Consider the following 24,025-nt stretch of genomic DNA (forward strand, 5'->3'; position numbering starts at 1 on the left):
AACACTCTGTCCGGGATATCTGCGCTGCATTTTCACCGGCCAGTGTTGCTTAGGCCACAATGGTGGGCCGATTGTTCCCCCGAAACAAAAAAGACACGCGCGCGGGCGCAAACTTGACCCGGTTGTTTCGCACGCTCACCGGGCAGTGTTAGACAAAGGCGACACGGGGGCGTTCCCCGGACCAGAGGAAACGGGATGCGACGCGAAACCACCAACCGTATACGCTTTGTACTCGAAGATATCGTGCCGCCTGTCCTGCGTGACAGCGCCGCGTTTCATTGGCTGGCATGCAGGGTTTGGGGCGACCATATCACGCGCCTTGCCGAATTCCGTGAACGCGCAACCTATCTGACGGATGACGAATACGAAAAGCTCTACCGCGATCATCCGCGCGTGCATCAGGGCACCGACAATTCCGAAGCCTGCATCAAGCGGATAGCCAGGGATATCGTCGGGCAAAGCATCTGCGATATCGGGTGCGGCACCGGAGTTCTTTTGCAACGCATAAAGGCCGCCCGGCCCGACATCACGCAACTGACAGGGGTGGATTTCGTCGTCGATGATGCGGCTGCCATCGACAATATCGACTATGTCGCAGCTCGGATCGAAGAACTGCCGTTCGAAGACAACAGCTTTGACACCGTAATCTGCACCCACGTGATCGAGCATCTTCTGGATTACCGTAAGGCAATCTCTGAACTGCGTCGTGTCGCGCGAAAGCGCGTCATTATCGTCGTCCCGCGTGAACGCGAAAGCAGGTACACCTTCAATCCACATTTCAACTTTTTCCCCTACACCCACAGCTTTCTGCGCGCAGTGCATCCCAGCCCGGACATCCATGTCTGCGAAGATCTGGGGCGCGACATCTACTATTGCGAAGACCGCCCCGAGGAAAAACCGGAACCGGAGCACCAAGGATGACTCCACCCGCCCCAACGACACTGGTCTGGGCTGGTTTGCTGTGCACACCAGTTATGATCTCGGCCGGGCAGATTCTGTTCAAACTGGCAGGAAACCGGATTGATGGGCGCGAAACCACCGGATTGGCGGGCCTCATCCAGGCGCTGTTCGATCCTTTCCTTCTGACAGCCTTTGCCATCTATGCCTCGGCTACGGTGCTGTGGGTGTATGTCCTGCGGTATCTGACTCTGTCCCAGGCCTACCCCTTCATGGCCCTCAGCTTCGTTCTTGTGCCACTGGCCTCGCACGTCTTCTTCGGCGAAACACTTGGGCTGCGCTACTGGCTGGGGGCCGCGCTTTTGATTTCCGGAATGATGGTCATGAATACCTGATCGCGCGGGATGGATGAAACAAGGTGTTGAACCTGACCCGCTGCGCTCATATCGTGCGTCCTCGAACGACCCCAATCAGGACCATCCCATGACCGAGCAAGTGCCCCACCCGATGTCCCCGCAAGATTGCCTTGTGGCGATCATGGTTGCAGTCTCGGCCTCTGATGAAAACATCCGAACCGCCGAGCTGGTCAAGATCGAGGTCGCCGTGAACATGCTGCCGGTCTTTGCCGGGTACGACATCGATCGGACCCGTCGTGTATCACAGATTGTTTTTGACCTGTTCGAACAGGAAGACGGTTTGGATGCGCTGTTTGGCCTGATCCGTGAAAACCTGCCCGAGCGTCTGAACGAAACGGCCTATGCGCTGGCTTGCGATGTTGCAGCCGCCGACGGTTCGCTGGCCGAAACGGAACTGCGCCTGCTAGAAGAAATCCGGTACGAACTGAATATCGACCGTCTGCATGCCGCCGCAATCGAACGCGGGGCACGCGCGCGCCACACGGTCTGATCTTGGCAATCTGCGAGTTTTAGCTTCCGTAGAGCGAACCCCAACGTTCCAGCAAGGCACGTTGCAGTTTCCGCGACCTGCGGTTCCAGCTTCGCGCGCCCTCAGGCCGTTCGCGTTGTGCGCGGGGAATCTTGGCGCGATGGGCCACGTCCGCCGTAAAAATGGCAAAGGCCAGATCGACCCCGTCCGCAGTTGTCAGGAAACCGCCCAACCCAGATACGAAGTTCAATGTGCCTGTCTTGGCATCGACCTTGATCGGGTGGTTCTTGACCGGCCGCCCATTGCGATCCGTCAAGGTAAAAGGCTTCATCAATGGGCGCAATGCGCCCATTTTCCGGGCCGCGACAAGGGCCGCGACCAGATCCGCCGGCACCATACGCGAGGCATCGCCAAGACCGGAATGATCGACCATCGCGATCCCGTTCACGCCAAAGCTCTGAGACGCCCAACGGTTCATCTCGGCCGCCGACTCCGCCAGGTTGCGCGGGTCAACGCCCCGCGCTTTGGTTGCGGCCAGTCCGACCATCTCGGCCGTCAGGTTCGTCGAATATTTCAGCATCCCCTGCAAAATACTGTTCAATGGATCGCTGCGATGCACCACAAGGTCGACGCCTTTTGGCGCCTCTCGTGTCACTTGCACCCGATTCAATACGATTCCATTGGATCGGGCCAAAGTACGAAACACATCACCCGCGTACAATGCGGGTTTGCGCACAGGCAGCCAGCGCGCCCCGCTATTGCCCAGCGCGCCCTTGGCCACGGTCCAGCGGTCCTGCCGCGCACTTGGCTGATAGGTATAGATAGGCAAGCTGCGGTTCTCGACCCGCATGGCTGCCACATCCACTGCCGGCACATATCGTGCGCTGCGTGCATCCATGGTCACATCGTAACCCTTACCGGCACGCTTCCACTCGAAATGGACCCGATTGAAATTCAACGATATCCCACTTACCGCCGGGCTGTACCCCACATGATCCGGCTGACCAGGATCAATGCTGAACACGAAGGGCAGCGCCCCGTCATAGACCTTGAAGGCTCCTCGAACCTCGGTGATTCCGGCCTCGCGCAGGTTGGCCGCCATCGTGGCCAGCGCATCCGTATCCAACAGCGGGTCACCCCCGCCTGCCAGTATCAGATCGCCATGCAAAATCCCGTTTTCAATTGGCCCATCTGCGATCAAACGGGTTTCGAACCGGTGGTCGGGCCCCAGAACGTCCAGCGCATAAAGCGCGGTCATCGCCTTGCCGACACTGGCCGGGGGCAAGCCCGCACCTTCACCAAAAACTTCCAGCGGCTTTCCGGTCGCCACATCCGCGACGGCGAAAACAACTTCGCCCGTCAACCCTGCGGCCGCAACCAAACGCTCGGCGCCACTCAACAGTGCCGCACGCGCGCGCGGCCTGAGCGAGACCAGCGGCGCCTGTGCCATACCAGCTGCCGGGATCAGAGACGCCCCCAATCCTCCCAGAAACACACGACGTGAAAAACGACCAGCCATAGTTGGAATAAAATCCCACAGATCAAATGCGCGCAACCACTCGCTGCGATTATGCGCCGGGCAAGGCTATTCCGGCAACACTTCCGCGCGCCATTCGCCGCGCGTCCGAATTTCCGTGGAACTGACATCAACCATCGGCACATTCACGAAACACCAGGCCGGAGCTTGCGCCCGCCCCAAAAGATGCCGCGCCTGCCCGTCGATCCTGTACTTGGCATAGACCCGCGCCGCCCTGGACATCCGGGCGGATATCCGGTCGCCGGGCCGTGCGACCACACCGACAGGGACACTGTCCATGATCACCCGCCAGTCTTTCCAGCGGTGAAACTGCGCCAGATTGTCCGCGCCCATCAGCCAGACAAATCGCACCTGTGGATACAATCGCTGCAACGCTGTCAGAGTATCCGCAGTGGCGCGTGTACCTGTGAGCGACTCGAGGTCCGTAACTTCGACGCGCGGATGCTGCATCACATTCCGCGCTGCCGCCATTCGCTTGCCTATGGGCGCGGGCCCGCGTTCCTTCAACGGATTGCCCGGCGATACCAGCCACCAAACCCGATCCAGCCCGAACGCCGTCATTGCCTCAAGCGTGACGTGCACATGGCCCTGATGCGGTGGATCAAACGACCCGCCGAACAGACCGACGACCTGTCCAGGTCGCGCATAGGGTATGCCGTACCGCTTCATACCCTGCTGATGTTCAGAACTGCGGGGCGTTGTCAATCAACAGGTTGCACCACATCACCCAGCCGAACCCGCCCGGGTCGCACGACTTCGGCGCACCATCCTCCGTGCCCACGCACGGAGGAATAGCCACCCTTGCCCAGCGCTTCTTCCATCCGGCTGCACGGCGCACAAATCACGGTGAGGCGCAAAATTGCCTCGCCCACCTGCACCTCGCGCCCTTTGAGCGCCGTCAGATTGATCCCCGAAACCACCAGGTTGCGCCGTAGGATTTCAGGCGCAACCGGCCCCTGCCCCAGGCACGACCCAATCGCCGCCAGATGCTCCTGCTGGATCAAAGTCACCGCTCGCTTGCCAACGCGGGCGCGGTCACTGATCAGACCGGCCTCAGCAATCACGGATTCCTCAAGTGACACCATCTCGGCCCTGCGCTCTGGTCGCGCTCCGATCCAAGTCACGCACCCGGGCTGCGCCCAACCCGCACTCAATTCGGCCAGTTCCGACATAACACCCCCATTTACAACGCACCCACACTATGCCGCCCGACCCAAAGACGAAATTCACAATACCACCAGCTTGCCCCGCCCGTCCCGCTCGGATATCCAGCGTTTCAACCAAATTTTCCGACCCAGAGGACGCGACATGGCCGCCTATCAATATGTCTACCACATGCAGGGTGTCTCCAAGACCTATCCCGGTGGCAAGAAGTGCTTTGAAAACATCCACCTCAGCTTTCTGCCCGGCGTGAAAATCGGTGTCGTCGGCGTCAACGGCGCCGGTAAATCGACGCTGATGAAGATCATGGCCGGTCTGGATACCGATTTCACCGGCGAGGCATGGGCCGCCGAGGGCGCCAAGGTCGGCTATCTGCCGCAGGAACCGCAGTTGGATGAATCCCTGACCGTTCGCGAAAACGTCATGCTGGGCGTGGCCGGGAAAAAGGCCAAGGTCGACCGGTTCAACGAGATCGCGATGGAGATCGCCGAGAACTACTCGGACGAGCTGATGGAGGAAATGACCGCCCTTCAGGACGCGATCGACGCGGAAAACCTGTGGGATCTGGACAGCCAGATCGATGTCTCGATGGAGGCGCTGCGCTGCCCGCCGGACGACGCCGACATCGCCAATCTTTCGGGCGGTGAGAAACGCCGCGTGGCGCTGTGCAAGCTGCTGCTGGAAGCGCCCGACATGCTGCTCTTGGACGAACCGACCAACCACCTGGACGCCGAGACCATCGCCTGGCTGCAACAGCACCTGATCGACTACAAAGGCACCATCCTGATCGTCACCCACGACCGTTATTTCCTGGATGACATCACCGGTTGGATTCTCGAATTGGACCGCGGCCGTGGCATTCCGTACGAGGGCAACTATTCCTCGTGGCTGGAGCAGAAAGCCAAACGGCTTGAGCAAGAGGCCCGCGAGGACAAATCCAAGCAGAAGACGCTTCAGCGCGAACTGGAATGGATGCGTCAGGGTCAAAAGGCGCGTCAGGCCAAATCCAAGGCCCGGATCAACGCCTATAACGAGCTGGCGGAACAGTCCGAACGCGAAAAGCTGACCCGCGCCCAGATCGTCATCCCCAACGGCCCGCGCCTTGGCAGCAAGGTGATCGACGTCAATGGGCTGGCCAAGCACATGGGCGACAAGCAACTGATCGAGGATCTCTCGTTCAGCCTGCCGCCCGGTGGCATCGTCGGCGTGATCGGCCCCAACGGCGCCGGTAAGTCGACCCTGTTCAAAATGCTCACCGGCCATGAAAAGCCAGATGCCGGCACCATCGAATACGGCGACACGGTGCAGCTGTCCTATGTCGATCAGTCGCGCGACGACCTCAACGACAACGACACCGTGTGGGAGGCGATCACCGGCGGCGCCGAGATCATTCAGCTGGGCGACGCGCAGGTCAATTCCCGCGCCTATTGCTCGTCCTTCAACTTCAAGGGCGGCGACCAGCAGAAAAAGGTTTCACTGCTGTCAGGGGGTGAGCGTAACCGCGTCCACATGGCCCGCCTGCTGAAAGAGGGCGGCAACGTCCTGCTGCTCGACGAACCGACCAACGATCTGGACGTCGAAACCCTGCGCGCGCTGGAAGACGCCCTTGTCGATTTCGCCGGCTGCGCCGTGGTGATCTCGCACGATCGTTTCTTCCTCGACCGGATCTGTACGCACATCCTGGCCTTTGAAGGTGATGCCCATGTGGAATGGTTCGAGGGCAACTTCGAAGACTACGAAGAGGACAAAAAGCGCCGTTTGGGGCCGGATGCGCTGGAGCCCAAGCGGTTGAAGCACAAAAAGTTTGCGCGGTAGACGCCCCAGAGCAATAAATTGATGACCAGAACAGGCCGCTCTTGGAATACCAAGCGGCCTGTTTTTTTACCGTTATTCTCAAAGCCAGGCAAATTTGATACTCTAATTGCAATTCTTTTGTTTGAGTATTGTTATGGCAGAACCCATCACCGCACTTGCTGCACCCCTGATGCCATTTCTGGACTATCTGCGGCCAAACAAATCACCCTATGTGCTGGTATCTGTCGCAATTCTGACGTGCTTGCTGTTACCTCAGAACAACCTGTTTGAGAGCCCATTTGGATGGATGTACCATATTCCAATTTACTGCGTGATTGCCTGTACGGTCGTGCTGTCCTTTTTGTACCGCCCACCCGAGGTTGTACGGCACAACGCCAAAGCATCCGGGCACTCGGCCACGACGACAAACCTGACCGAGGTGTCCGATGACAGCATGGTCGACATGGATCATCAGCTAAAGTTCTCTCGGTCGTTCTGTCTAATATGCGGGCTCGTTTCTCTCTACATTTTGTTCAAGTCCGAAAGCAGACCATTTTTTGAAATATTCACCGTGCTTTATTTTGTTATCGTTTTTCATATTGCTGTGTTCATGGGTTATCTTCTGTTTCGATCCCTGCGAGAAGAAAGCATAAACAAATTTGCGGTTTTTCAGATTGGTTTCATTACAGGAATAAGCCTACTCGGAACCGCACTGTCTTACGACCAAATCAACAAGAATGATTATTCCATTCTGTCGAATTGCACTCAAAACTCGCTGCTCATTCTGGACAACAACGAAAATATCGCAAGGTTCGAGGAAGAAAGGGGAATATTTCTGGACGGAATGCCTATTCCACCGGAAGACCAAGGCTTTCCCCCAGCCGAGACGGCATATACCAAATGCGATACACCGGAAACGGTCGTTTTTTCCGGTTACTTGTATGAGATTGACCCCAAGGACATCACCAAAAGAATCGATTGGAAAGCAACAAACACCATTATCTTCGCGATAGCCTGGCTTGCATTTATGTTGTTTTGGGTTCTTCGTTTGAAGAAATTCATTCGCGTCGTGTTCGTAGATTAAAAGGCGAAGAGGGATAACCTTCCAACCAATCTCTCGCAACGCTCAGGGCTGAAAACCTTTGGATGAACGCAACGGAGCGGCCTTCTTCGCCGACTGAAACCATCGCGAGATACCTGAAAAAATCGACAAACGCAGATGCGAACCTCAAAACAGCGTCAAGATTACGTGTCGTTTTCACGGCCACAGAAGAAGTTTGACACTCTCTCTTGTCACCCGGCCCCAACACTGCTAAACGCTCCCAATCTTGCGGCCTCGGATTCGTTCCGGGGCCTTAGATATTTTGAACCGGGGACCTTCGGGGCCCTATACCCTTGGCACCTGCGGGGGCCTCTCACATAGCGGGGAACCCCCTCGCACTTGCTAAACGGAAGACAGAAAGCATGGCACTCAAGTCGTACAAGCCGACGACGCCGGGCCAGCGCGGGCTGGTGCTGATCGACCGTTCGGAGCTTTGGAAAGGACGTCCGGTCAAGTCTCTCACAGAGGGTTTGACCAAATCGGGCGGCCGGAACAACACCGGACGGATCACTTCACGCCGCCGCGGCGGTGGCGCAAAGCGTCTCTACCGGATCGTTGACTTCAAACGGAACAAATTTGATGTCGCGGCAACCGTCGAGCGGATCGAATATGACCCGAACCGGACCGCATTCATCGCACTGGTAAAATACGAAGACGGCGAGCAGGCCTATATCCTGGCTCCGCAGCGTCTGGCTGTTGGTGACAAAGTCGTGGCATCTGCCAAGGCCGACATCAAGCCGGGCAACGCAATGCCGTTCTCGGGCATGCCCATTGGTACAATCGTCCACAATATCGAGATGAAGCCTGGCAAAGGCGGTCAGATCGCACGTGCGGCCGGTACTTACGCTCAGTTCGTTGGTCGCGATGGCGGCTACGCTCAGATCCGTCTGAGCTCGGGCGAGCTGCGCATGGTCCGTCAGGAATGCATGGCCACCGTTGGTGCCGTGTCCAACCCCGACAACTCGAACCAGAACCTCGGTAAAGCCGGTCGTATGCGCCACAAAGGCGTTCGTCCGTCGGTTCGTGGTGTTGCAATGAACCCGATCGATCACCCGCACGGTGGTGGTGAAGGTCGTACCTCGGGTGGCCGTACACCGGTTACACCGTGGGGTAAGGACACCAAGGGTAAGCGTACCCGCAACAAGAACAAAGCGTCCCAGAAGCTGATCATCCGCTCGCGGCACGCCAAGAAGAAGGGACGTTAATCTATGTCTCGCTCTGTTTGGAAGGGTCCTTTCGTCGATGCTTATGTGCTGAAAAAAGCCGAAGCAGCGCGCGAGTCGGGCCGCAACGAAGTCATCAAGATCTGGTCGCGTCGTTCCACCATTCTGCCCCAATTCGTGGGTCTGACCTTTGGTGTGTACAATGGCCAGAAGCATATCCCGGTAAACGTCACGGAAGACATGATTGGTCAGAAGTTCGGTGAATACTCGCCAACTCGTACCTACTATGGTCACGCCGCAGACAAAAAAGCGAAGCGGAAGTAAGTCATGGGCAAGGAAAAGAACCCCCGCCGCGTGGCTGAAAACGAAGCAATGGCGAAAACTCGCATGCTTCGCACCAGCCCGCAGAAACTGAACCTGGTTGCGCAAATGATCCGCGGCAAGAAAGTCGAGAAGGCTCTGACCGACCTGACTTTCTCGAACAAGCGTGTCGCGCAGGACGTCAAGAAGTGCCTGCAGTCCGCAATCGCGAATGCCGAAAACAACCACAACCTGGACGTTGACGAACTGATCGTCGCCGAAGCCTGGGTTGGCAAGAACCTGGTCATGAAGCGCGGTCGCCCGCGTGCCCGCGGCCGTTTCGGCAAGATCATGAAGCCGTTCTCGGAGATCACCATCAAGGTGCGTCAAGTTGAGGAGCAAGCCTAATGGGACATAAAGTCAATCCGATCGGCATGCGCCTGCAGGTCAACCGCACCTGGGACAGCCGCTGGTACGCTGACACCAAGGATTACGGTGATCTTCTTCTGGAAGACATCAAGATCCGTGAGTTCATCCAGAAAGAGTGCAAGCAGGCCGGTGTTGCACGTGTGATCATCGAACGTCCGCACAAGAAGTGCCGCGTCACGATCCACACCGCACGTCCGGGTGTTATCATCGGCAAGAAAGGTGCAGACATCGAAGTTCTGCGCAAGAAGCTGGCCCAGATGACCGACAGCGAACTGCACCTGAACATCGTCGAAGTGCGCAAGCCCGAGCTTGACGCGCAGCTGGTTGCCGAGTCGATCGCTCAGCAGCTGGAACGTCGTGTTTCGTTCCGTCGCGCAATGAAGCGCTCGGTTCAGAACGCCATGCGCATGGGCGCCCTGGGTATCCGGGTGAACGTCGCTGGCCGTCTGGGCGGTGCCGAAATCGCACGGACCGAGTGGTACCGCGAAGGCCGCGTGCCTCTGCACACCCTGCGTGCCGACATCGATTACGCACATGCCGAAGCGATGACCCCGTACGGGATTATCGGGATCAAGGTCTGGATCTTCAAAGGTGAGATCATGGAGCACGATCCGCAGGCACGTGACCGTAAAGCACAGGAACTCCAGGATGGTCCGGCACCTCGCGGTGCAGGCGGCCGTCGCTAAGGAGGATTTGAGATGCTTCAACCAAAGCGTACGAAATTCCGCAAGATGCACAAAGGCCGGATCAAGGGAGAAGCCAAGGGCGGCTCTGATCTGAACTTTGGCACCTACGGTCTGAAAGCCCTGCAGCCCGAGCGCGTCACCGCACGTCAGATCGAAGCTGCACGTCGTGCCATGACCCGTCACATGAAACGTCAGGGTCGTGTCTGGATCCGTATCTTCCCCGACACTCCGGTCACTGCAAAGCCGATCGAAGTTCGTATGGGTAAAGGTAAGGGTTCGGTGGACCGCTGGGTTTGCAAGGTCAAGCCCGGCCGCGTGATGTTCGAGATCGACGGCGTCAATGACGACATCGCCCGCGAGGCCCTGCGCCTGGCCGCGATGAAGCTGCCGATCAAGACCCGCGTCGTGGTTCGCGAAGACTGGTAAGCGATCCGGGTTTTTCCCGTTCGTAACAAAATTGACCCCTGTCGGGAAACCGGCGGGGGTTATCATTTTGGGGGCGCTGCCCCCGCCGCGGCAAGCCGCGACTCCCCCGGGATTTTTTTGGCCAGATGAAGCAGGGGATCCGGATTTCATCTGGCAAAAAATATCCCGGAGCGCGAGGCAGAGCCTCGCAAAAGAGCCATCGCAATCGCGATGATGCTGGGTTAAGAGGGCGCTATGGCACAGATTGAATCACTCTTCGTAACCCGTCTTTATCGCGCAGCTTTGTCCGAGTTCGGTCCCGGGATCGATGCGGAAGAGCTGGAAAACTCGTGCCTTGTCATCGCCGAAGATGACGAGGCCGGGCAGCAATGGTGTGAGGATAACGGCTATCCCGGCTACACCAGCTATGCCTCGCTGACCGATCTGCCCTGGCGTTTCCCGATCTTCGCCGAACTGGTGAAGGTACTGGATCAGCACGTGGCGGCCTTCGCCAAAGATCTGGAGTTCGATCTGGGCGAAGGCGCGTTGAAGCTGGAAGACCTGTGGATCAACATCCTGCCCGAGGGTGGCATGCATTCCAGCCACCTGCACCCGTACAGTGTGATCTCGGGCACGACCTATGTGGCGATGCCCGAGGGGGCGAGCGCGCTGAAACTGGAAGACCCGCGATCAGGTCGCATGATGGCTGCGCCGACGCGTCTGAAAGGTGGGCGGCGCGATTTGCAGCCATTCATCTACATGAAACCGCAGGTGGGGGATGTCCTGCTTTGGGAAAGCTGGCTGCGCCACGAGGTCCCGATGAACATGGCCGAGGAAGAGCGGATATCTGTCAGCTTCAACTATAAGTGGGAGTGAGCCCCGGTCCGCGCAGCGGCAATCGCTCCGGTGGAGCGATTGAGGGGGGCGAACAGCCAAAGCACATCCGAATGAAAGCGCATCATATACACTGTTTATTAGATAATCGTCGCGGCATTGACTGACTTTTTTGATGAAATTGAACCACTCGTTCTGGAAGAGAACGAACAACCCGTCTACGCGGTTCGGGCGCGATTATTGCCTTCTTTGGCAGATGCAATACTGATTGCGTTTTTTGCGCCGACACTCATGGTGTTCCCGTGGGTCGTGATACACTTTCTGTTCCGAAGAACCGTGTACGTAATCACTACCCAACGCGTGGTTGTTTTGGATTCCGAAGGCGTAGTCAGTGACTTGAGGCTGGAAGGTATCCAAGGTTTCCGCGGGTCAAGAACGGCTCTTTTCCTTAGCGGTGAGCACGGAAAGTTGTGGCTGCCCCGCGTGCCAGATGCTTGGTCCTTCGAGGAAATCACTCGCCGAACCATGGCGAGACTTGGCTATTGAGCCGAGCGCGCGCTGAAGGAAGGAAATCGGGACAAAAAGCAATGCCGGTTTCGGCTTCATCTGGGTCTGAGTCACTGACTTGCTACTTTGCGCTGACCCGCGCACGGAACTTGGGGAATCCAATGCAATTTCCATTCACAGACCCGGATTTATAGGCGCCATTTTTGAATTTGAGATCAAATTTCATCACACTTCCGGATGAGCAACTGCCTTGTTTGGAAATTATGGCGTCGAATTGAAGCCGATCGTCCGTGACCTTTCTGACTTTAATGCCTTCCGGTGTGATCCCATGAGCGGCAAGCACCTGCGGTGTGTTGTTTGTGACCGCAATATCCATCTGCCAAGGGCGGCTGGAATTGATGGTCAGGGTCCATTTGCCGTCGGGGGCGGCTATTGTAGTGGACGCACACATCAGGGCCGCGAATGTGAATGTAGCTAATTTAGAATTTTGCATAAAACACCTCACTTTTTAATGGTCGCAATAATGGCAGACCGATGTTAGGTTGGCAAACCTGCTGAGGGAAACACTAAATTTTCACCTTAGGTCGCGGCAATGTTCTGCGGTTCATTCCAGCGACCGGTATGGCCCGATGCTGATTCAATTCACACATTGAAATCGGCAGAGAAACTTTCCCTTGCCCCCCACTCCCTAAACCCTTATACGGCGGCATCCTGCGTTTCGCCCGGCGTTGTCGGGCGATTCGCATGTCTATCATTCATCCACCAGGTCCAAGGTGACCCGTGTACGGGGCCTTCTGGTGTTTTGAGCAAAGGAAAAAGGCGATGAACGCCCAAGAACTGCGTGAAAAGACCCCGGACCAGCTCCGCGAGGAACTGGCCAACCTGAAGAAAGAAAGCTTTAATCTGCGCTTTCAACAGGCAACCGGTCAGCTGGAAAATACGGCTGGTATCAAAGCGGCCCGCCGCAATGCTGCCCGCGTCAAAACCATTCTGAACGAAAAGGCCGCTGCCGCGGCATCGGAGGAGTAATCCCATGCCCAAGCGTATCCTGTCCGGAGTAGTAACCAGCGACGCCAACGAGCAGACCGTGACTGTTTCGGTTGAACGCCGTTTCAAGCACCCGCTGCTGCACAAAACCGTTCGTAAGTCCAAGAAATACCGGGCTCATGACGAAAAGAACGCCTTCAAGGTCGGCGACACCGTACGCATCATCGAATGCGCGCCGAAATCGAAGACGAAACGTTGGGAGGTTCTGGAGGCGTAAGCCCCCAGACCTTTCCATTTGTCGAAACCCTGGGGGAATTAACAAGACCAGCCCCCACAGGTCGGGAGAAACCACATGATCCAGATGCAGACCAATCTGGATGTCGCTGACAACTCCGGCGCTCGCCGAGTTCAGTGCATCAAGGTCCTGGGTGGTTCCAAGCGTAAATACGCCTCCGTCGGCGACATCATTGTCGTCTCGGTGAAGGAAGCCATCCCGCGCGGCCGCGTGAAGAAAGGTGACGTCCGCAAGGCCGTCGTCGTGCGCACCGCCAAGGAAGTCCGTCGCGAAGACGGCACCGCGATCCGTTTCGATCGCAACGCCGCCGTCATCCTGAACAACAACAACGAGCCGATCGGTACCCGTATCTTTGGCCCCGTTGTTCGTGAACTGCGCGGCAAGAACTTCATGAAAATCATCTCGCTGGCTCCGGAGGTGCTGTAATCATGGCTGCTAAACTCCGCAAAGGCGACAAGGTCGTCGTGCTGGCCGGCAAGGACAAGGGCAAAGAGGGCACCATTTCCTCGGTTGACCCCAAAGCCGGAAAAGCTGTTGTTGATGGCATCAACATCGCCATCCGTCACACCCGCCAGTCGCAAAACTCGCAAGGTGGTCGTCTGCCTCAGGCAAACCCGATCGACCTGTCGAACCTGGCACTGCTGGACAAGAACGGCAAAGCGACCCGCGTTGGCTTCCGCATGGAAGGTGACAAGAAGGTCCGCTTTGCCAAGACCACAGGGGACGTGATCGATGCTTGATAACGCAACCTACACCCCGCGTCTGAAAACTCAGTACGTTGAAACCATCCGTGCCGCTCTGAAAGAAGAGTTCGGTTACAAGAACGACATGCAGCTGCCCAAGCTGGAGAAGATCGTTCTGAACATCGGCTGTGGTGCCGAGGCCGTCAAAGACTCGAAGAAAGCGAAAGCTGCGGTCGAGGATCTGACTGCGATTGCCGGTCAAAAGGCCGTTGCAACCAAGGCGAAGAAGTCGATCGCGGGCTTCCGCGTCCGTGAGGACATGCCGCTGGGCGCGAAAGTGACCCTGCGTGGTGACCGGATGTACGAATTCCTGGATCGTCTGATCACCATCGCGCTGCCGCGCGTTCGTGACTTCCGCGGTGTAAAGCCTTCTTTCGATGGTCAGGGCAACTTTGCCATGGGCATGAAAGAGCACATCGTTTTCCCGGAAATCGATTTCGACAAGGTCGACGAGGTCTGGGGCATGGATATCGTAATTGCCACCACAGCGAAAACCGACGCTGAAGCAAAGGCACTGTTGAAAGCGTTCAACATGCCGTTCAACGCATAAGCGCCGGGAGGATTGAGACATGGCTAAAAAAGCAATGATCGAACGCGAAAAGAAGCGCGAACGCCTGGTGGCCAAATATGCCGCGAAGCGTGCCGAGCTGAAAGAAATCGCGAATGACGAGAGCAAGCCGATGGAAGAGCGCTTCAAAGCGCGTCTGAAACTGGCGAAGCTGCCGCGCAACAGCTCGGCCACACGTCTGCACAACCGCTGTCAGCTGACAGGTCGTCCCCACGCTTACTACCGTAAGCTGAAGGTCAGCCGTATCGCGCTGCGCGAGCTGGGTTCTGCTGGTCAGATCCCCGGCATGGTGAAATCGAGCTGGTAAGGGAGACATAGATATGAATGATCCTATCGGCGATATGCTCACCCGTATCCGCAACGCGCAAATGCGCGGCAAGTCCACCGTTTCCACCCCGGCTTCCAAGCTGCGCGGTTGGGTTCTGGACGTGCTGGCGGACGAAGGCTACATCCGTGGCTATGAAAAGACGACCGGTGAAAACGGTCATCCGGCCATCGAAATCAGCCTGAAGTACTACGAAGGCACCCCTGTCATTCGCGAACTGAAGCGGGTCTCGAAGCCTGGCCGTCGCGTATACATGGGCGTCAATGACATCCCGCAGGTCCGTCAGGGTCTGGGTGTGTCGATTGTCAGCACTCCGAAAGGTGTGATGTCGGACGCAAACGCTCGCTCCAACAATGTTGGCGGCGAAGTGCTCTGCACCGTCTTCTAAGGAGGTCTGCAATGTCTCGTATTGGTAAAAAACCGGTCGAGCTGCCCAGCGGCGTTACCGCCTCTGTGTCCGGCCAGACCATCGAAGTCAAAGGTCCGAAAGGCACCCGCAGCTTCACCGCCACCGACGACGTGACGCTGTCGGTTGAAGACAACGTGGTCAAGATCGACCCCCGTGGCATGTCCAAGCGTGCCCGCCAGCAGTGGGGCATGAGCCGCACCATGGTTGCCAACCTGGTAACCGGTGTGACGACCGGCTTCAAAAAAGAGCTGGAGATCCAGGGTGTTGGTTACCGGGCTCAGATGCAGGGCAACACCCTGAAACTGAACCTGGGCTACAGCCACGATGTTGATTTCACTGCTCCGGAAGGTGTCACCATCACCGCGCCGAAGCAGACCGAAATCGTTGTGGAAGGTATCGACCAGCAGCTGGTGGGCGAAACCGCGGCGAAAATCCGCGAGTGGCGCCGCCCCGAGCCTTACAAAGGCAAAGGCATCCGCTACAAGGGCGAGTTCATCTTCCGCAAGGAAGGCAAGAAGAAGTAAGGACGAACACAATGGCAAACAGCAAAAGAACCCTGTTTCTGAAGCGCCGCCTGCGCGTTCGGAACAAACTTCGCAAGGTCAACGCGGGTCGTCCGCGTCTGTCGGTACACCGTTCGAACAAGAACATCTCTGTTCAGTTGATCGACGACGTACGTGGCGTGACCCTGGCCTCGGCCTCGACCCTGGAAAAGGATCTGGGCGTTGTTGGCAAAAACAACATCGATGCGGCGACCAAAGTCGGCGCGGCCATCGCAGAGCGTGCCAAGAAGGCAGGCGTCGAAGAGGCCTATTTCGATCGTGGTGGCTTCCTGTTCCACGGCAAAGTGAAGGCTCTGGCCGACGCCGCGCGTGAAGGTGGTCTGAAGATCTAAGACCTGCGGGCGGGTTTCGATCCGCCCCGATGATCCGGGGGCCTCGGCAACAGTCGGGGCTCACTTGGATTGAAGAAACGGCGCCGTATGCGCCACATGAGAAAAGGGATGCCAAATGGCAGAACGTGAAAACCGTCGGGGCCGTGGCCGCGACCGTGAGGAAGCACCGGAATTTGCAGATCGTCTGGTTGCGATCAACCGCGTGTCGAAAACCGTAAAAGGTGGTAAGCGCTTTGGCTTCGCCGCTCTGGTGGTTGTCGGCGATCAGAAAGGCCGCGTGGGCTTTGGCAAGGGTAAAGCGAAAGAAGTACCCGAGGCCATCCGCAAGGCGACCGAACAAGCCAAGCGTCAGATGATCCGCGTGCAACTGCGCGAAGGTCGGACCCTGCACCACGACATCGAGGGCCGTCACGGCGCCGGTAAAGTGGTTATGCGCACCGCACCTGAAGGTACTGGTATCATCGCCGGTGGTCCGATGCGTGCCGTGTTCGAAATGCTGGGCGTCAAGGACGTTGTGTCCAAGTCGCTGGGCTCGCAGAACCCGTACAACATGATCCGCGCCACCATCAACGGCCTGCAAAAAGAGCAGAGCCCGCGTTCGGTTGCCGCACGTCGTGGCAAAAAGGTTGCCGACATCCTGCCCAAGCGGGACGAAGCACCGGCTGCTGCTGAAGCAGAAGCATAAGGAGAGCGACCCATGGCAAAAACCATCGTCGTCAAGCAGATCGGTTCCCCGATCCGCCGCCCCGCTGAACAGCGCGCAACCCTGATCGGCCTGGGCCTGAACAAGATGCACAAAACCCGTGAGCTGGAAGATACTCCTTCGGTCCGCGGCATGATCCGCAAGATCCCGCATCTGGTAGAGATCGTCGAAGAGCGCGGCTAAGCGCTAAATCTTCGCAGAGTATGAAACGCCCCTGATATTTTTCAGGGGCGTTTTTTCTTGCGTTTAACTGCGTCTGACGTATCGTTTTGATCCATTTTGATTAAAGAGTGAGAAAAGATGAAACTGTTCCTATCCGCGCTCTGCGCGACGGCCATTGGTGTCTCAGCGCACGCAGCCTGCCCTAACAAGGCTCCAAAACTTTCGAAAAGCTATTTCTCAGACGGCGACCAGAGAGTGAATGCAGCCTGGCTCCAAAACAACCTAGCGGGACGCAAAGTCGTTTACACTGGCAAAGACACAGAAACATATTTTTCCGACGGAACCTATTCCTACAAAAGGGATGGCCAAACATGGAAAGCAAACTCATACAAATTCTATGACAACGGAATGCGTTGCATTGGATATCAAAACCCCCGGTTTGATCTTTACGTCGTGAACAACGGCAAACTGATTCTGGTTAATGAACAAAAAGAGCGATACGAGGGGAAGATTAGGAAATAGTCGGTTATTAGGCCATTTCGTACAGCTTTATCACAAGGCGTTAGCACTGCCACACGGCCTGCGTTCAATAGGAGAAGCGCCGTTACAGCAGTTTCTGAATGCTTCTGACGCAAGTACATAATATTCCGAATGTCTTGCGCGATCCGTATTGCGTTGGGATCAACCTTTGTCATACCGAAAACGCATAGCGGCTAGACCCAAACCTGTATTGTTAGCGATAACTATTAACCCTATCTCAGCCTTGTCCAAACAAGGAACACAAAAGGTAACGTCAGGGAATTCGCCCTGATTTGAGAAAGGAACACAGAAATGACAACCGCAACACTGACAAATACCGGCTTCAACTTCGGCACCCGGATCATGGACATGATCGAACGGATCAAAACCGCACGCAAACGGGCCGCTGAATATCAGCGCACATACCGCGAACTGCAAAGCCTGACCAACCGCGAACTGGATGACATCGGCATCCGCCGCTGCGACATTGCAGATATTGCGCACAAACATGTTTACTGCTCTTAATCGCGGATAATCCGCAGAAATACACAAAGGCGCCGAATGGCGCCTTTTTTTGTATCACGCGTTGGCTCACAGCACGACCAGTAGACGCGTAACAGCAGGATAAGAGGCCCACTGAAGATCACAATGCCGCTGTACGGAGCTAAAATCCGGCTCTACGGCGGTTTCCAACCGTGGGCTCCCGCAACATACGTTTCCCTGACCCCTGACCTTCTGACGCCCTACCCCAAAGACCGCCTGCGGCAGAGTGGTTCAGACTCCACTGCAATCCGCTGTTTGAGCTTGATATGGCCGAGAACCTCGCGAAACGCACGGTGCTTGGGTTTGCCTTCCAGATAATCCGCCAGCTTTAGCAGATTAATTGGGTGCTTCTCAACAAGCGCTTCGATCCGCTGCACTGCGTCGTCCAACACATAGTGATCGATGAACTGGCAAGCCACCTGCGTCGGGGTCAGCAAGCAATAATCCTGAGCGCGCTTGTCTGTGTAGCGCGTAATGTCAAAGGGCGACGCGCCGAGGGCGTGGAACTTTGGAATATGTACACGCGTGTCGGCTTTCACGTGCTCCAGCACCGTACCGGAAATCTGCCGAAACCCCAACGGACCAAGCTTGGTTACAACATGCTTACGCATCGCCGGAGAGATCATGTCCACATCCGCCCGATCGTATTTCAGATCATCAAATACCGACAAGAGCCCCAGCTTTTCATCTGCTATCTGGAAATACGGCTCACCGTTAAAAGCGCGCATCTTCTCCAGCACCTGCTCACGTTCAGCTGTTGGATCAGAGACGAAAGCGACCTCATCAGTTTGAACTGCCGAGGTCGTGAAACCACCCAGCAAGCGTCGTAGCAATGTGTGCTGCTTTCTTCCATGCTGCGGTGTGTTCTTTGAGTCAGCCATAGCATTAATGTAGCGCCAGCGGGCTGACTTACCATTCTTACCCGTCAGCCTTCATCTCGGTGTCGATGAGGATGGTGATCGGCCCGGTCGAGAATGGTCCGACACCAAACTCCGTGTGGTCAATCTCAGCTTCTGCCGAGAACGCCACCCAGTCGCCTTGATAGTATTCAATGGCACCGCCCAGCGGATGCGGGCCTTGGTGAGTCAGCGTGGCTTTCAGAGTTACAGGTTTGGTTACACCATGAATGGTGAGGTCGCCGGTCACATCCGCCGTGGTGTCGCCCGTCCGTTCAATTCTCGTACTGACGAAAGTGATTTCCGGATAGGTTTCGACCTCGAGAAAATCCGCTGACTTAAGGTGATCGTCCAAAGGCCCAAACCCCGAGGACAGGCTGTTTGTGTCGATCGTCACGTTCAGTGTCGATGCCTCGACATCATCCGCGTTCAGATCCAGCACACCTTCGACTTTGGTGAATTCGCCATGCTGGGTGGACACCCCTGCATGGCTCCAGCTGAACCGGACGACACGGCTCATCCAGTTTGAAATCAGTGCCGCCTTGAAAGACGCTGGCCTGCCACCTTTGAAATGGTACGATATCCTTTGGTCCCTCGAGCGGCACGGCGGCCAACTGCGCCCCTACGAGCTGGCTCAGGACACCATATTCGAGCAATCGAACCTGTCCCATTTGAGCAGGCGCCTGGTTGCAGAAGGACTGATCACATTTGTGTCCTTTGACGGTGACCGGCGGGGTAAAGTCCTGAAGATCACCGACAAGGGGAAAGAGCTGCGAAAACGTATGTGGGAAATCTACGGCCCCTTGCTGCACGAAAAGATGCGCGCCTTTGGCAAGTCGGATGGCTGGCAGGCCTTCATCGAAACCGCGCGCAAGCAAGCTGAATAGGAAGCCGCTAAGGGCGCAGAGTACACAGTCTGTGCCAAAAAAAAACCCCCGCTCTCGCGGGGGTTCTGATTTTCTAAACGACGGGTCCGATCAGAGACCGGTGGTCACGTCGATGGTGTTACCCTCTTCCAGGGTCACATAGGCCTTCTTGACGTCTTTCCGCTTGCCCAACTGGCCGCGGAACCGCTTGACCTTGCCTTTGGTCACGGTGGTGTTCACCGCTTTGACCTTCACACCAAACAGAGCCTCAACGGCCTCTTTGATCTGCGGCTTGTTGCTGTCGATCGCCACTTCGAAGACAACCGCGCCGTTTTCGGACGCCATGGTCGACTTTTCGGTGATGATCGGCTTGCGGATCACGTCGTAGTGTTCTGCCTTCGCGCTCATTTCAGTCGAGCCTCCAGTGCTTCGACAGCCGCTTTGGTGAGCACCAGGGTGTCACGCTTGAGGATGTCATAAACGTTTGCACCCATCGACGGCAGGATATCCAGACCTTCGATGTTGCGCGACGCCTTCAGGAAACCTTCGTTCACGGTCGCACCGTCGATGACCAGAGCGCGTTTCCAGCCCAGGTTTGCAACCTGTTTGGCCAGAGCGGCGGTCTTGCCTTCGGCTTCGGCGTTCTCGATCACAACCAGTTCACCTGCTTTGGCTTTGGCCGACAGAGCGTGGCGCAGGCCAAGCTTGCGGAACTTCTTCGGCAGGTCGTGGCCGTGCGAACGAGGGGTCGGGCCCTTGTAGATGCCACCCTTGCGGAAGATCGGCGCGTTGCGGTCACCATGGCGTGCGCCACCGGTGCCCTTCTGGCGATAGATCTTCTTGGTCGAGTAGCTGGTTTCCGAGCGGGTCTTGACCTTGTGGGTGCCGGCCTGCGCGTTGTTGCGCTGCCAACGGACCACACGGTGCAGGATGTCCGCACGCGGCTCGAGACCGAACAGATCGGCGTTCAGCTCGATGTCGCCGGCTTTGCCGCCGTCCAGTTTGATTACATCAAGTTTCATGCTTCACCACCTTCCGCGGGAGCTTCTTCCGCAGGTGCATCAGATGCAGCCGATTTCACAGCAGCCGGGAAAGGCAGGCCTTCCGGTGCTTTCTTCTTCACGGCGTCCTTGACGGTGACCCAGCCCGATTTCGGTCCGGGAACGGCGCCTTTGATGAAGACCAGACCACGCTCGGCGTCGGTTTTGACGACTTCCAGGTTCTGGGTCGTTACACGGGCAGCACCCATGTGACCGGCCATCTTCTTGCCTTTGAACACCTTGCCCGGGTCCTGACACTGACCGGTCGAACCGTGCGAACGGTGGCTGATCGAAACACCGTGCGAGGCGCGCAGACCACCGAAGTTGTGGCGCTTCATCGCACCGGCAAAGCCTTTACCGATCGAGGTGCCCGAAACGTCAACCTTCTGACCTTCCAGGAAGTGTTCTGCCGAAATCTCGGCACCCACTTCGATCAGGCCATCTTCGGAGACGCGGAACTCGGCCAGCTTACGCTTGGGCTCGACCTTGGCAGCGGCATAGTGACCGCGCATGGCTTTCGAGGTGCGTTTTGCCTTGGCAGCACCGGCGCCCAGCTGAACGGCAGTGTAGCCATCTTTGTCAGCGGTCCGCTGTGCAACGACCTGCAGGTTGTCCAGGTGAAGAACGGTCACAGGGATCTGCTTGCCGTCTTCCATGAACAGGCGGGTCATGCCAACTTTTTTTGCGATAATACCAGAGCGCATTCTCATACCCTCCGATTACGACTGCAACTTGATCTCGACGTCCACACCAGCAGCGAGGTCGAGCTTCATCAGCGCGTCAACGGTCTGGGGGGTCGGATCAACGATGTCGAGAAGACGCTTGTGAGTGCGGATCTCGAACTGGTCGCGGGATTTCTTGTCAACGTGAGGGCCACGGAGAACCGTGAACTTCTCGATCTTGTTCGGCAGCGGGATCGGTCCGCGCACGTTCGCGCCGGTCCGCTTGGCAGTGTTGACGATCTCTTGCGTGCTGGCATCCAGAACGCGATAGTCAAATGCCTTCAGCCGAATACGGATGTTTTGGCTTTGCATATTAACAGCCTTTTATTCAGGCGTTGGAGTTGAGAGGAGGACAGACGCGCATCGCCAACCCTCATCGAACCCAAAAGGCGGGAATCACCCCGCCTTGATGTTCTTATTGAGAACTCGCGCGTACTAAAGCGACCTGAGCGTTTTTGCAAGAGGCAAATGCCAGAATGAAAACCTTCTATTCACCTCCAGAAACGCCATTGGTTAACCATGGACTTTCGACCTTCATTCCTTGGTAAACCGCGTGCATAAAAAGATGCGCAATAACTGGGTCACTGGAAAATGGAGAAAAACGCATCTTTCCCTCTCTGACACCTTCTTCAGCTTCGTAAACAACCTCATCACCTTTGACGGTTACAAGCACTTTGAGCTCGGCTAGGGTCTCTGGGTCGACCGTCGTAGGATCGTCAGACAAGATCACAAAGTCTGCAACTTTTCCGACTTCAATCGACCCCTTCTCGTTTTCCTCAAAATGCTGCCACGCAGGCCAAATAGTCATGGCCTTAAGTGCAGTCATGACGTCCACCCTTTGATGCGGCCCCAATATGTCGCCCGAACGGGTGCGGCGAGTGACCGTCGCGGCAAGAACCCGCATACTGTCGGGAAACGCGACCGGGGCATCGTGATGTGTGCCGAACATCATGTCCCTTTCTCGCAGCCATCCCGTGGGTGAGATGTTGTCGGCATTGACCGGTCCCACAGTATGATCCCGGTGCCAATCGCCCCAATAGAACGTGTGCATCGGGAAAAGCGACGGGAACACGCCAAGCCGTTTGAAACTGGCAACCTGATCCTCCCTCAGAAACTGGCCGTGTATCAGAACGGGGCGGTTGCCTGGGTCGCCATACTTGATCTGCGCTTCTTCAAGGGCCGCAATCAGCATATCGGATGCTCCTTCGCCGTTGGAATGCACAAGGATCTGGAAGCCGTTCTCATAACACCAGTTCACCGCGTCCTGAAGCTGCTCCATCGTTATGGCGGCATATCCGGCATACCCGGCGGCATAATTTCCAACCGGATTGTAATAGGGTCGATCCCGCAAGGCTGTGAAACCCTGCGGTGAACCGTCGATTGTCAGCTTGCAACCCCCAACCCGGACCCGGTTCTCGTAGTCTGCTGATGTGTTTTCTCCGATGAACTCCCGAGCTTCCAAAACGTCTGGAAACGCGACCACATCGATGGGCAGCCCTTCTTCGGCTGCAACTTTCCTGAGAACCTCGACAATCTCACCGGACGATCGGCCTTCTTGTCCGGTTGTATATCCAAACTTAGCCCAAAGCTCTGTTCCGGCCTTCGCGAATGCCGCCAAGCCTTTCTCACCCAGATTTCCAAGCATGGGAACAAGAACCGAAAAGAACGCGTATTCTTCCAGAACGCCGTTAGGCTCACCAGCTTCATCGCGCTGAATCACACCGCCCGGAGGTGCTTCTGAGGTGGCGGTGATACCTGCCAACTCCAGAGCTTTTGAATTTGCGACCCCCAAATGCCCGGATTGATGAATGATGATGACCGGCAAGTCTTGGGACACCATATCCAGTTCTTGCCGTGTCGGGTGACGCAGCTCTTTCAGCTGCGCGTTGTCGTAACCAAAGCCAACGATCATTTTCACCTGCTCAACGGCTTCCGCATTCTCAGCGGCCCAGTTGGACAGTGTTGATTGCAGGCTTGCGATATCAACGACATCTCCATCCGGCGGCGCGAGAAGGTTGGCTGACAGTGCCTGCAAACCTCCCATGACAACATGCCCGTGGCTGTCCACAAAGCCCGGCAGCATCGCGCGTCCGTTCAGATCGAAGGTTTCCGTTCCATCACCTTGATACGCAGATAGATCAGACAGCGATCCGACGGCCAGAATACGCCCGTCTTTGACTGCAACCGCTTCGGCGGAGGGGCCTTCGTCATTCATCGTGACGATTGGACCGCCAAGATAAATGCGATCCGCGATTTGTTGGGACGATGCCGAGGTGGATGAAAACGCGATTGCTGCGGCAAGACAGAGTGAACGTGCCGTTACGTGCATCTTATAACCTCTTTCGAATTGCAATGTTTCAATACGGAAAAGGGTAACATCTCGGTGTGCGTTTCCGAAACTGAAAAAGGGCGCCCCGCGGGGCGCCCTTTCCGTCTGATCATTCGCTTGCGCGAATTACTCGATGATTTTCGACACGACGCCGGCACCGACGGTGCGGCCGCCTTCGCGGATCGCGAAACGCAGGCCGTTTTCCATCGCGATCGGCGCGATCAGCTCAACACCGAACGACACGTTGTCGCCGGGCATGACCATCTCGGTGCCTTCGGCCAGGGTCACGGTGCCGGTCACGTCCGTCGTACGGAAGTAGAACT

The 24,025-nt window shown here is 56.7% G+C and carries 38 protein-coding genes; 26 read left to right on the plus strand and 12 right to left on the minus strand.

All coding sequences use genetic code 11. From position 1 onward, the window contains the following. Positions 1-195 precede the first annotated feature (195 nt). The 3 genes from ACR0E2_RS09070 (at position 196) to ACR0E2_RS09080 (ending at position 1,803) form a co-directional block, all read left to right on the plus strand. Positions 196-921 (plus strand): class I SAM-dependent methyltransferase, encoded by a 726-nt coding sequence (locus ACR0E2_RS09070; RefSeq protein ID WP_480446146.1) that lies wholly within the window; start codon positions 196-198, stop codon positions 919-921. After that, entirely contained in the window at positions 918-1,292 is a 375-nt protein-coding gene (locus tag ACR0E2_RS09075; RefSeq protein ID WP_480446147.1) for an EamA family transporter, read from the plus strand. Before ACR0E2_RS09070 ends, ACR0E2_RS09075 begins: the two co-directional genes overlap by 4 nt. Before the next feature lie 88 nt (positions 1,293-1,380). Further along, entirely contained in the window at positions 1,381-1,803 is a 423-nt protein-coding gene (locus ACR0E2_RS09080) for a tellurite resistance TerB family protein (protein WP_152459150.1), read from the plus strand. Between the two features lie 19 nt (positions 1,804-1,822). On the opposite strand, the gene dacB is transcribed toward ACR0E2_RS09080, so the two are convergent. The 3 genes from dacB to ACR0E2_RS09095 all read right to left on the minus strand — a co-directional run bounded on the left by dacB (position 1,823) and on the right by ACR0E2_RS09095 (position 4,491). Further along, positions 1,823-3,301, minus strand: a complete 1,479-nt coding sequence (gene dacB, locus ACR0E2_RS09085) for a D-alanyl-D-alanine carboxypeptidase/D-alanyl-D-alanine endopeptidase (RefSeq protein ID WP_480446148.1) — start codon at positions 3,299-3,301, stop codon at positions 1,823-1,825. Between the two features lie 66 nt (positions 3,302-3,367). Continuing rightward, a complete protein-coding gene (locus ACR0E2_RS09090; RefSeq protein WP_480446149.1) occupies positions 3,368-3,988 on the minus strand; it encodes a nicotinate-nucleotide adenylyltransferase in 621 nt (206 codons plus the stop codon). A gap of 32 nt (positions 3,989-4,020) precedes the next feature. Then, positions 4,021-4,491, minus strand: coding sequence for an MOSC domain-containing protein (locus tag ACR0E2_RS09095; protein ID WP_480446150.1), 471 nt, complete (start codon positions 4,489-4,491; stop codon positions 4,021-4,023). A gap of 136 nt (positions 4,492-4,627) precedes the next feature. Between ACR0E2_RS09095 and ettA the strand changes: the two genes are divergently transcribed. From ettA to ACR0E2_RS09140, 9 genes are all read left to right on the plus strand, one after another. Then, positions 4,628-6,295 (plus strand): energy-dependent translational throttle protein EttA, encoded by a 1,668-nt coding sequence (ettA, locus tag ACR0E2_RS09100; protein ID WP_480446151.1) that lies wholly within the window; start codon positions 4,628-4,630, stop codon positions 6,293-6,295. A gap of 133 nt (positions 6,296-6,428) precedes the next feature. Then, positions 6,429-7,358: a hypothetical protein gene (locus tag ACR0E2_RS09105; protein WP_480446152.1), complete on the plus strand. Its 930-nt coding sequence runs from the start codon at positions 6,429-6,431 to the stop codon at positions 7,356-7,358. Between the two features lie 380 nt (positions 7,359-7,738). Next, entirely contained in the window at positions 7,739-8,581 is an 843-nt protein-coding gene (rplB, locus tag ACR0E2_RS09110; RefSeq protein ID WP_008757664.1) for a 50S ribosomal protein L2, read from the plus strand. A 3-nt stretch (positions 8,582-8,584) separates the two neighbouring features. Beyond that, complete coding sequence (gene rpsS, locus ACR0E2_RS09115) at positions 8,585-8,863, plus strand: 30S ribosomal protein S19 (protein ID WP_068348022.1); 279 nt, start codon at positions 8,585-8,587, stop codon at positions 8,861-8,863. Between the two features lie 3 nt (positions 8,864-8,866). Continuing rightward, positions 8,867-9,247, plus strand: a complete 381-nt coding sequence (gene rplV / locus ACR0E2_RS09120; protein ID WP_039538267.1) for a 50S ribosomal protein L22 — start codon at positions 8,867-8,869, stop codon at positions 9,245-9,247. Beyond that, positions 9,247-9,954: a 30S ribosomal protein S3 gene (gene rpsC / locus ACR0E2_RS09125; protein ID WP_171229110.1), complete on the plus strand. Its 708-nt coding sequence runs from the start codon at positions 9,247-9,249 to the stop codon at positions 9,952-9,954. Before rplV ends, rpsC begins: the two co-directional genes overlap by 1 nt. Before the next feature lie 12 nt (positions 9,955-9,966). After that, positions 9,967-10,380 (plus strand): 50S ribosomal protein L16, encoded by a 414-nt coding sequence (gene rplP, locus ACR0E2_RS09130; protein WP_117872242.1) that lies wholly within the window; start codon positions 9,967-9,969, stop codon positions 10,378-10,380. Between the two features lie 234 nt (positions 10,381-10,614). Continuing rightward, positions 10,615-11,235: a 2OG-Fe(II) oxygenase family protein gene (locus ACR0E2_RS09135; RefSeq protein WP_480446153.1), complete on the plus strand. Its 621-nt coding sequence runs from the start codon at positions 10,615-10,617 to the stop codon at positions 11,233-11,235. A 117-nt stretch (positions 11,236-11,352) separates the two neighbouring features. Further along, entirely contained in the window at positions 11,353-11,739 is a 387-nt protein-coding gene (locus ACR0E2_RS09140; protein ID WP_480446154.1) for a hypothetical protein, read from the plus strand. Positions 11,740-11,821: 82 nt separating this feature from the next. Here the strand turns inward: ACR0E2_RS09140 and ACR0E2_RS09145 are convergent, their stop codons facing one another. After that, complete coding sequence (locus ACR0E2_RS09145; protein ID WP_480446155.1) at positions 11,822-12,193, minus strand: hypothetical protein; 372 nt, start codon at positions 12,191-12,193, stop codon at positions 11,822-11,824. Between the two features lie 329 nt (positions 12,194-12,522). On the opposite strand from ACR0E2_RS09145, the gene rpmC reads away from it, so the two are divergent. From rpmC to ACR0E2_RS09210, 13 genes are all read left to right on the plus strand, one after another. Then, a complete protein-coding gene (gene rpmC, locus ACR0E2_RS09150; RefSeq protein WP_093965352.1) occupies positions 12,523-12,729 on the plus strand; it encodes a 50S ribosomal protein L29 in 207 nt (68 codons plus the stop codon). A 4-nt stretch (positions 12,730-12,733) separates the two neighbouring features. Then, complete coding sequence (gene rpsQ, locus ACR0E2_RS09155) at positions 12,734-12,964, plus strand: 30S ribosomal protein S17 (protein ID WP_152459158.1); 231 nt, start codon at positions 12,734-12,736, stop codon at positions 12,962-12,964. 75 nt (positions 12,965-13,039) lie between these two features. Continuing rightward, on the plus strand, positions 13,040-13,408 hold the full coding sequence (gene rplN / locus ACR0E2_RS09160) for a 50S ribosomal protein L14 (RefSeq protein ID WP_039523372.1): 369 nt from the start codon (positions 13,040-13,042) through the stop codon (positions 13,406-13,408). Between the two features lie 2 nt (positions 13,409-13,410). Beyond that, entirely contained in the window at positions 13,411-13,722 is a 312-nt protein-coding gene (gene rplX / locus ACR0E2_RS09165; RefSeq protein WP_152459159.1) for a 50S ribosomal protein L24, read from the plus strand. Next, positions 13,715-14,275, plus strand: coding sequence for a 50S ribosomal protein L5 (gene rplE / locus ACR0E2_RS09170; protein ID WP_152459160.1), 561 nt, complete (start codon positions 13,715-13,717; stop codon positions 14,273-14,275). The genes rplX and rplE overlap by 8 nt, the downstream gene beginning before the upstream one ends. A 19-nt stretch (positions 14,276-14,294) precedes the next feature. Then, entirely contained in the window at positions 14,295-14,600 is a 306-nt protein-coding gene (gene rpsN / locus ACR0E2_RS09175) for a 30S ribosomal protein S14 (RefSeq protein WP_010437098.1), read from the plus strand. Positions 14,601-14,613: 13 nt separating this feature from the next. Next, a complete protein-coding gene (rpsH, locus tag ACR0E2_RS09180) occupies positions 14,614-15,006 on the plus strand; it encodes a 30S ribosomal protein S8 (protein ID WP_068340741.1) in 393 nt (130 codons plus the stop codon). 11 nt (positions 15,007-15,017) lie between these two features. Continuing rightward, positions 15,018-15,551, plus strand: a complete 534-nt coding sequence (gene rplF, locus ACR0E2_RS09185) for a 50S ribosomal protein L6 (RefSeq protein ID WP_170467582.1) — start codon at positions 15,018-15,020, stop codon at positions 15,549-15,551. Between the two features lie 11 nt (positions 15,552-15,562). Continuing rightward, entirely contained in the window at positions 15,563-15,922 is a 360-nt protein-coding gene (rplR, locus tag ACR0E2_RS09190; RefSeq protein WP_152459162.1) for a 50S ribosomal protein L18, read from the plus strand. 115 nt (positions 15,923-16,037) lie between these two features. After that, positions 16,038-16,607, plus strand: coding sequence for a 30S ribosomal protein S5 (gene rpsE, locus ACR0E2_RS09195; protein WP_155148691.1), 570 nt, complete (start codon positions 16,038-16,040; stop codon positions 16,605-16,607). Between the two features lie 12 nt (positions 16,608-16,619). Further along, positions 16,620-16,808 carry a 50S ribosomal protein L30 gene (rpmD, locus tag ACR0E2_RS09200; RefSeq protein WP_050605831.1) on the plus strand — a complete coding sequence of 63 codons (189 nt, stop codon included), beginning with the start codon at positions 16,620-16,622 and terminating at the stop codon, positions 16,806-16,808. 117 nt (positions 16,809-16,925) lie between these two features. Continuing rightward, entirely contained in the window at positions 16,926-17,309 is a 384-nt protein-coding gene (locus ACR0E2_RS09205) for a hypothetical protein (protein WP_480446156.1), read from the plus strand. Positions 17,310-17,669: 360 nt separating this feature from the next. Further along, the gene (locus tag ACR0E2_RS09210) at positions 17,670-17,831 is read left to right on the plus strand and encodes a DUF1127 domain-containing protein (RefSeq protein ID WP_224859333.1); all 162 of its coding nucleotides are present in this window, start codon (positions 17,670-17,672) and stop codon (positions 17,829-17,831) included. A 218-nt stretch (positions 17,832-18,049) separates the two neighbouring features. Here the strand turns inward: ACR0E2_RS09210 and ACR0E2_RS09215 are convergent, their stop codons facing one another. Next, complete coding sequence (locus tag ACR0E2_RS09215) at positions 18,050-18,730, minus strand: hypothetical protein (RefSeq protein ID WP_480446157.1); 681 nt, start codon at positions 18,728-18,730, stop codon at positions 18,050-18,052. Positions 18,731-18,767: 37 nt separating this feature from the next. Continuing rightward, the gene (locus ACR0E2_RS09220; protein WP_480446158.1) at positions 18,768-19,265 is read right to left on the minus strand and encodes a YceI family protein; all 498 of its coding nucleotides are present in this window, start codon (positions 19,263-19,265) and stop codon (positions 18,768-18,770) included. 22 nt (positions 19,266-19,287) lie between these two features. Between ACR0E2_RS09220 and ACR0E2_RS09225 the strand changes: the two genes are divergently transcribed. Continuing rightward, a complete protein-coding gene (locus tag ACR0E2_RS09225; protein WP_480446159.1) occupies positions 19,288-19,632 on the plus strand; it encodes a MarR family winged helix-turn-helix transcriptional regulator in 345 nt (114 codons plus the stop codon). 90 nt (positions 19,633-19,722) lie between these two features. Here the strand turns inward: ACR0E2_RS09225 and ACR0E2_RS09230 are convergent, their stop codons facing one another. The 6 genes from ACR0E2_RS09230 to ACR0E2_RS09255 form a co-directional block, all read right to left on the minus strand. Further along, a complete protein-coding gene (locus ACR0E2_RS09230; protein WP_068348029.1) occupies positions 19,723-20,019 on the minus strand; it encodes a 50S ribosomal protein L23 in 297 nt (98 codons plus the stop codon). Continuing rightward, positions 20,016-20,633, minus strand: coding sequence for a 50S ribosomal protein L4 (gene rplD / locus ACR0E2_RS09235; RefSeq protein WP_155148664.1), 618 nt, complete (start codon positions 20,631-20,633; stop codon positions 20,016-20,018). The genes ACR0E2_RS09230 and rplD overlap by 4 nt, the downstream gene beginning before the upstream one ends. Next, positions 20,630-21,355: a 50S ribosomal protein L3 gene (rplC, locus tag ACR0E2_RS09240; RefSeq protein WP_152459170.1), complete on the minus strand. Its 726-nt coding sequence runs from the start codon at positions 21,353-21,355 to the stop codon at positions 20,630-20,632. Before rplC ends, rplD begins: the two co-directional genes overlap by 4 nt. A 15-nt stretch (positions 21,356-21,370) precedes the next feature. Continuing rightward, complete coding sequence (gene rpsJ, locus ACR0E2_RS09245) at positions 21,371-21,685, minus strand: 30S ribosomal protein S10 (RefSeq protein WP_008756422.1); 315 nt, start codon at positions 21,683-21,685, stop codon at positions 21,371-21,373. 175 nt (positions 21,686-21,860) lie between these two features. Further along, positions 21,861-23,702: an amidohydrolase gene (locus ACR0E2_RS09250; RefSeq protein ID WP_480446160.1), complete on the minus strand. Its 1,842-nt coding sequence runs from the start codon at positions 23,700-23,702 to the stop codon at positions 21,861-21,863. A 126-nt stretch (positions 23,703-23,828) separates the two neighbouring features. Then, positions 23,829-24,025: EF-Tu C-terminal domain-related protein (locus ACR0E2_RS09255; RefSeq protein ID WP_480446161.1), on the minus strand; the 197-nt coding region annotated here is incomplete at its 5' end.

It is taken from the genome of Ruegeria sp. A4 (assembly GCF_056543025.1).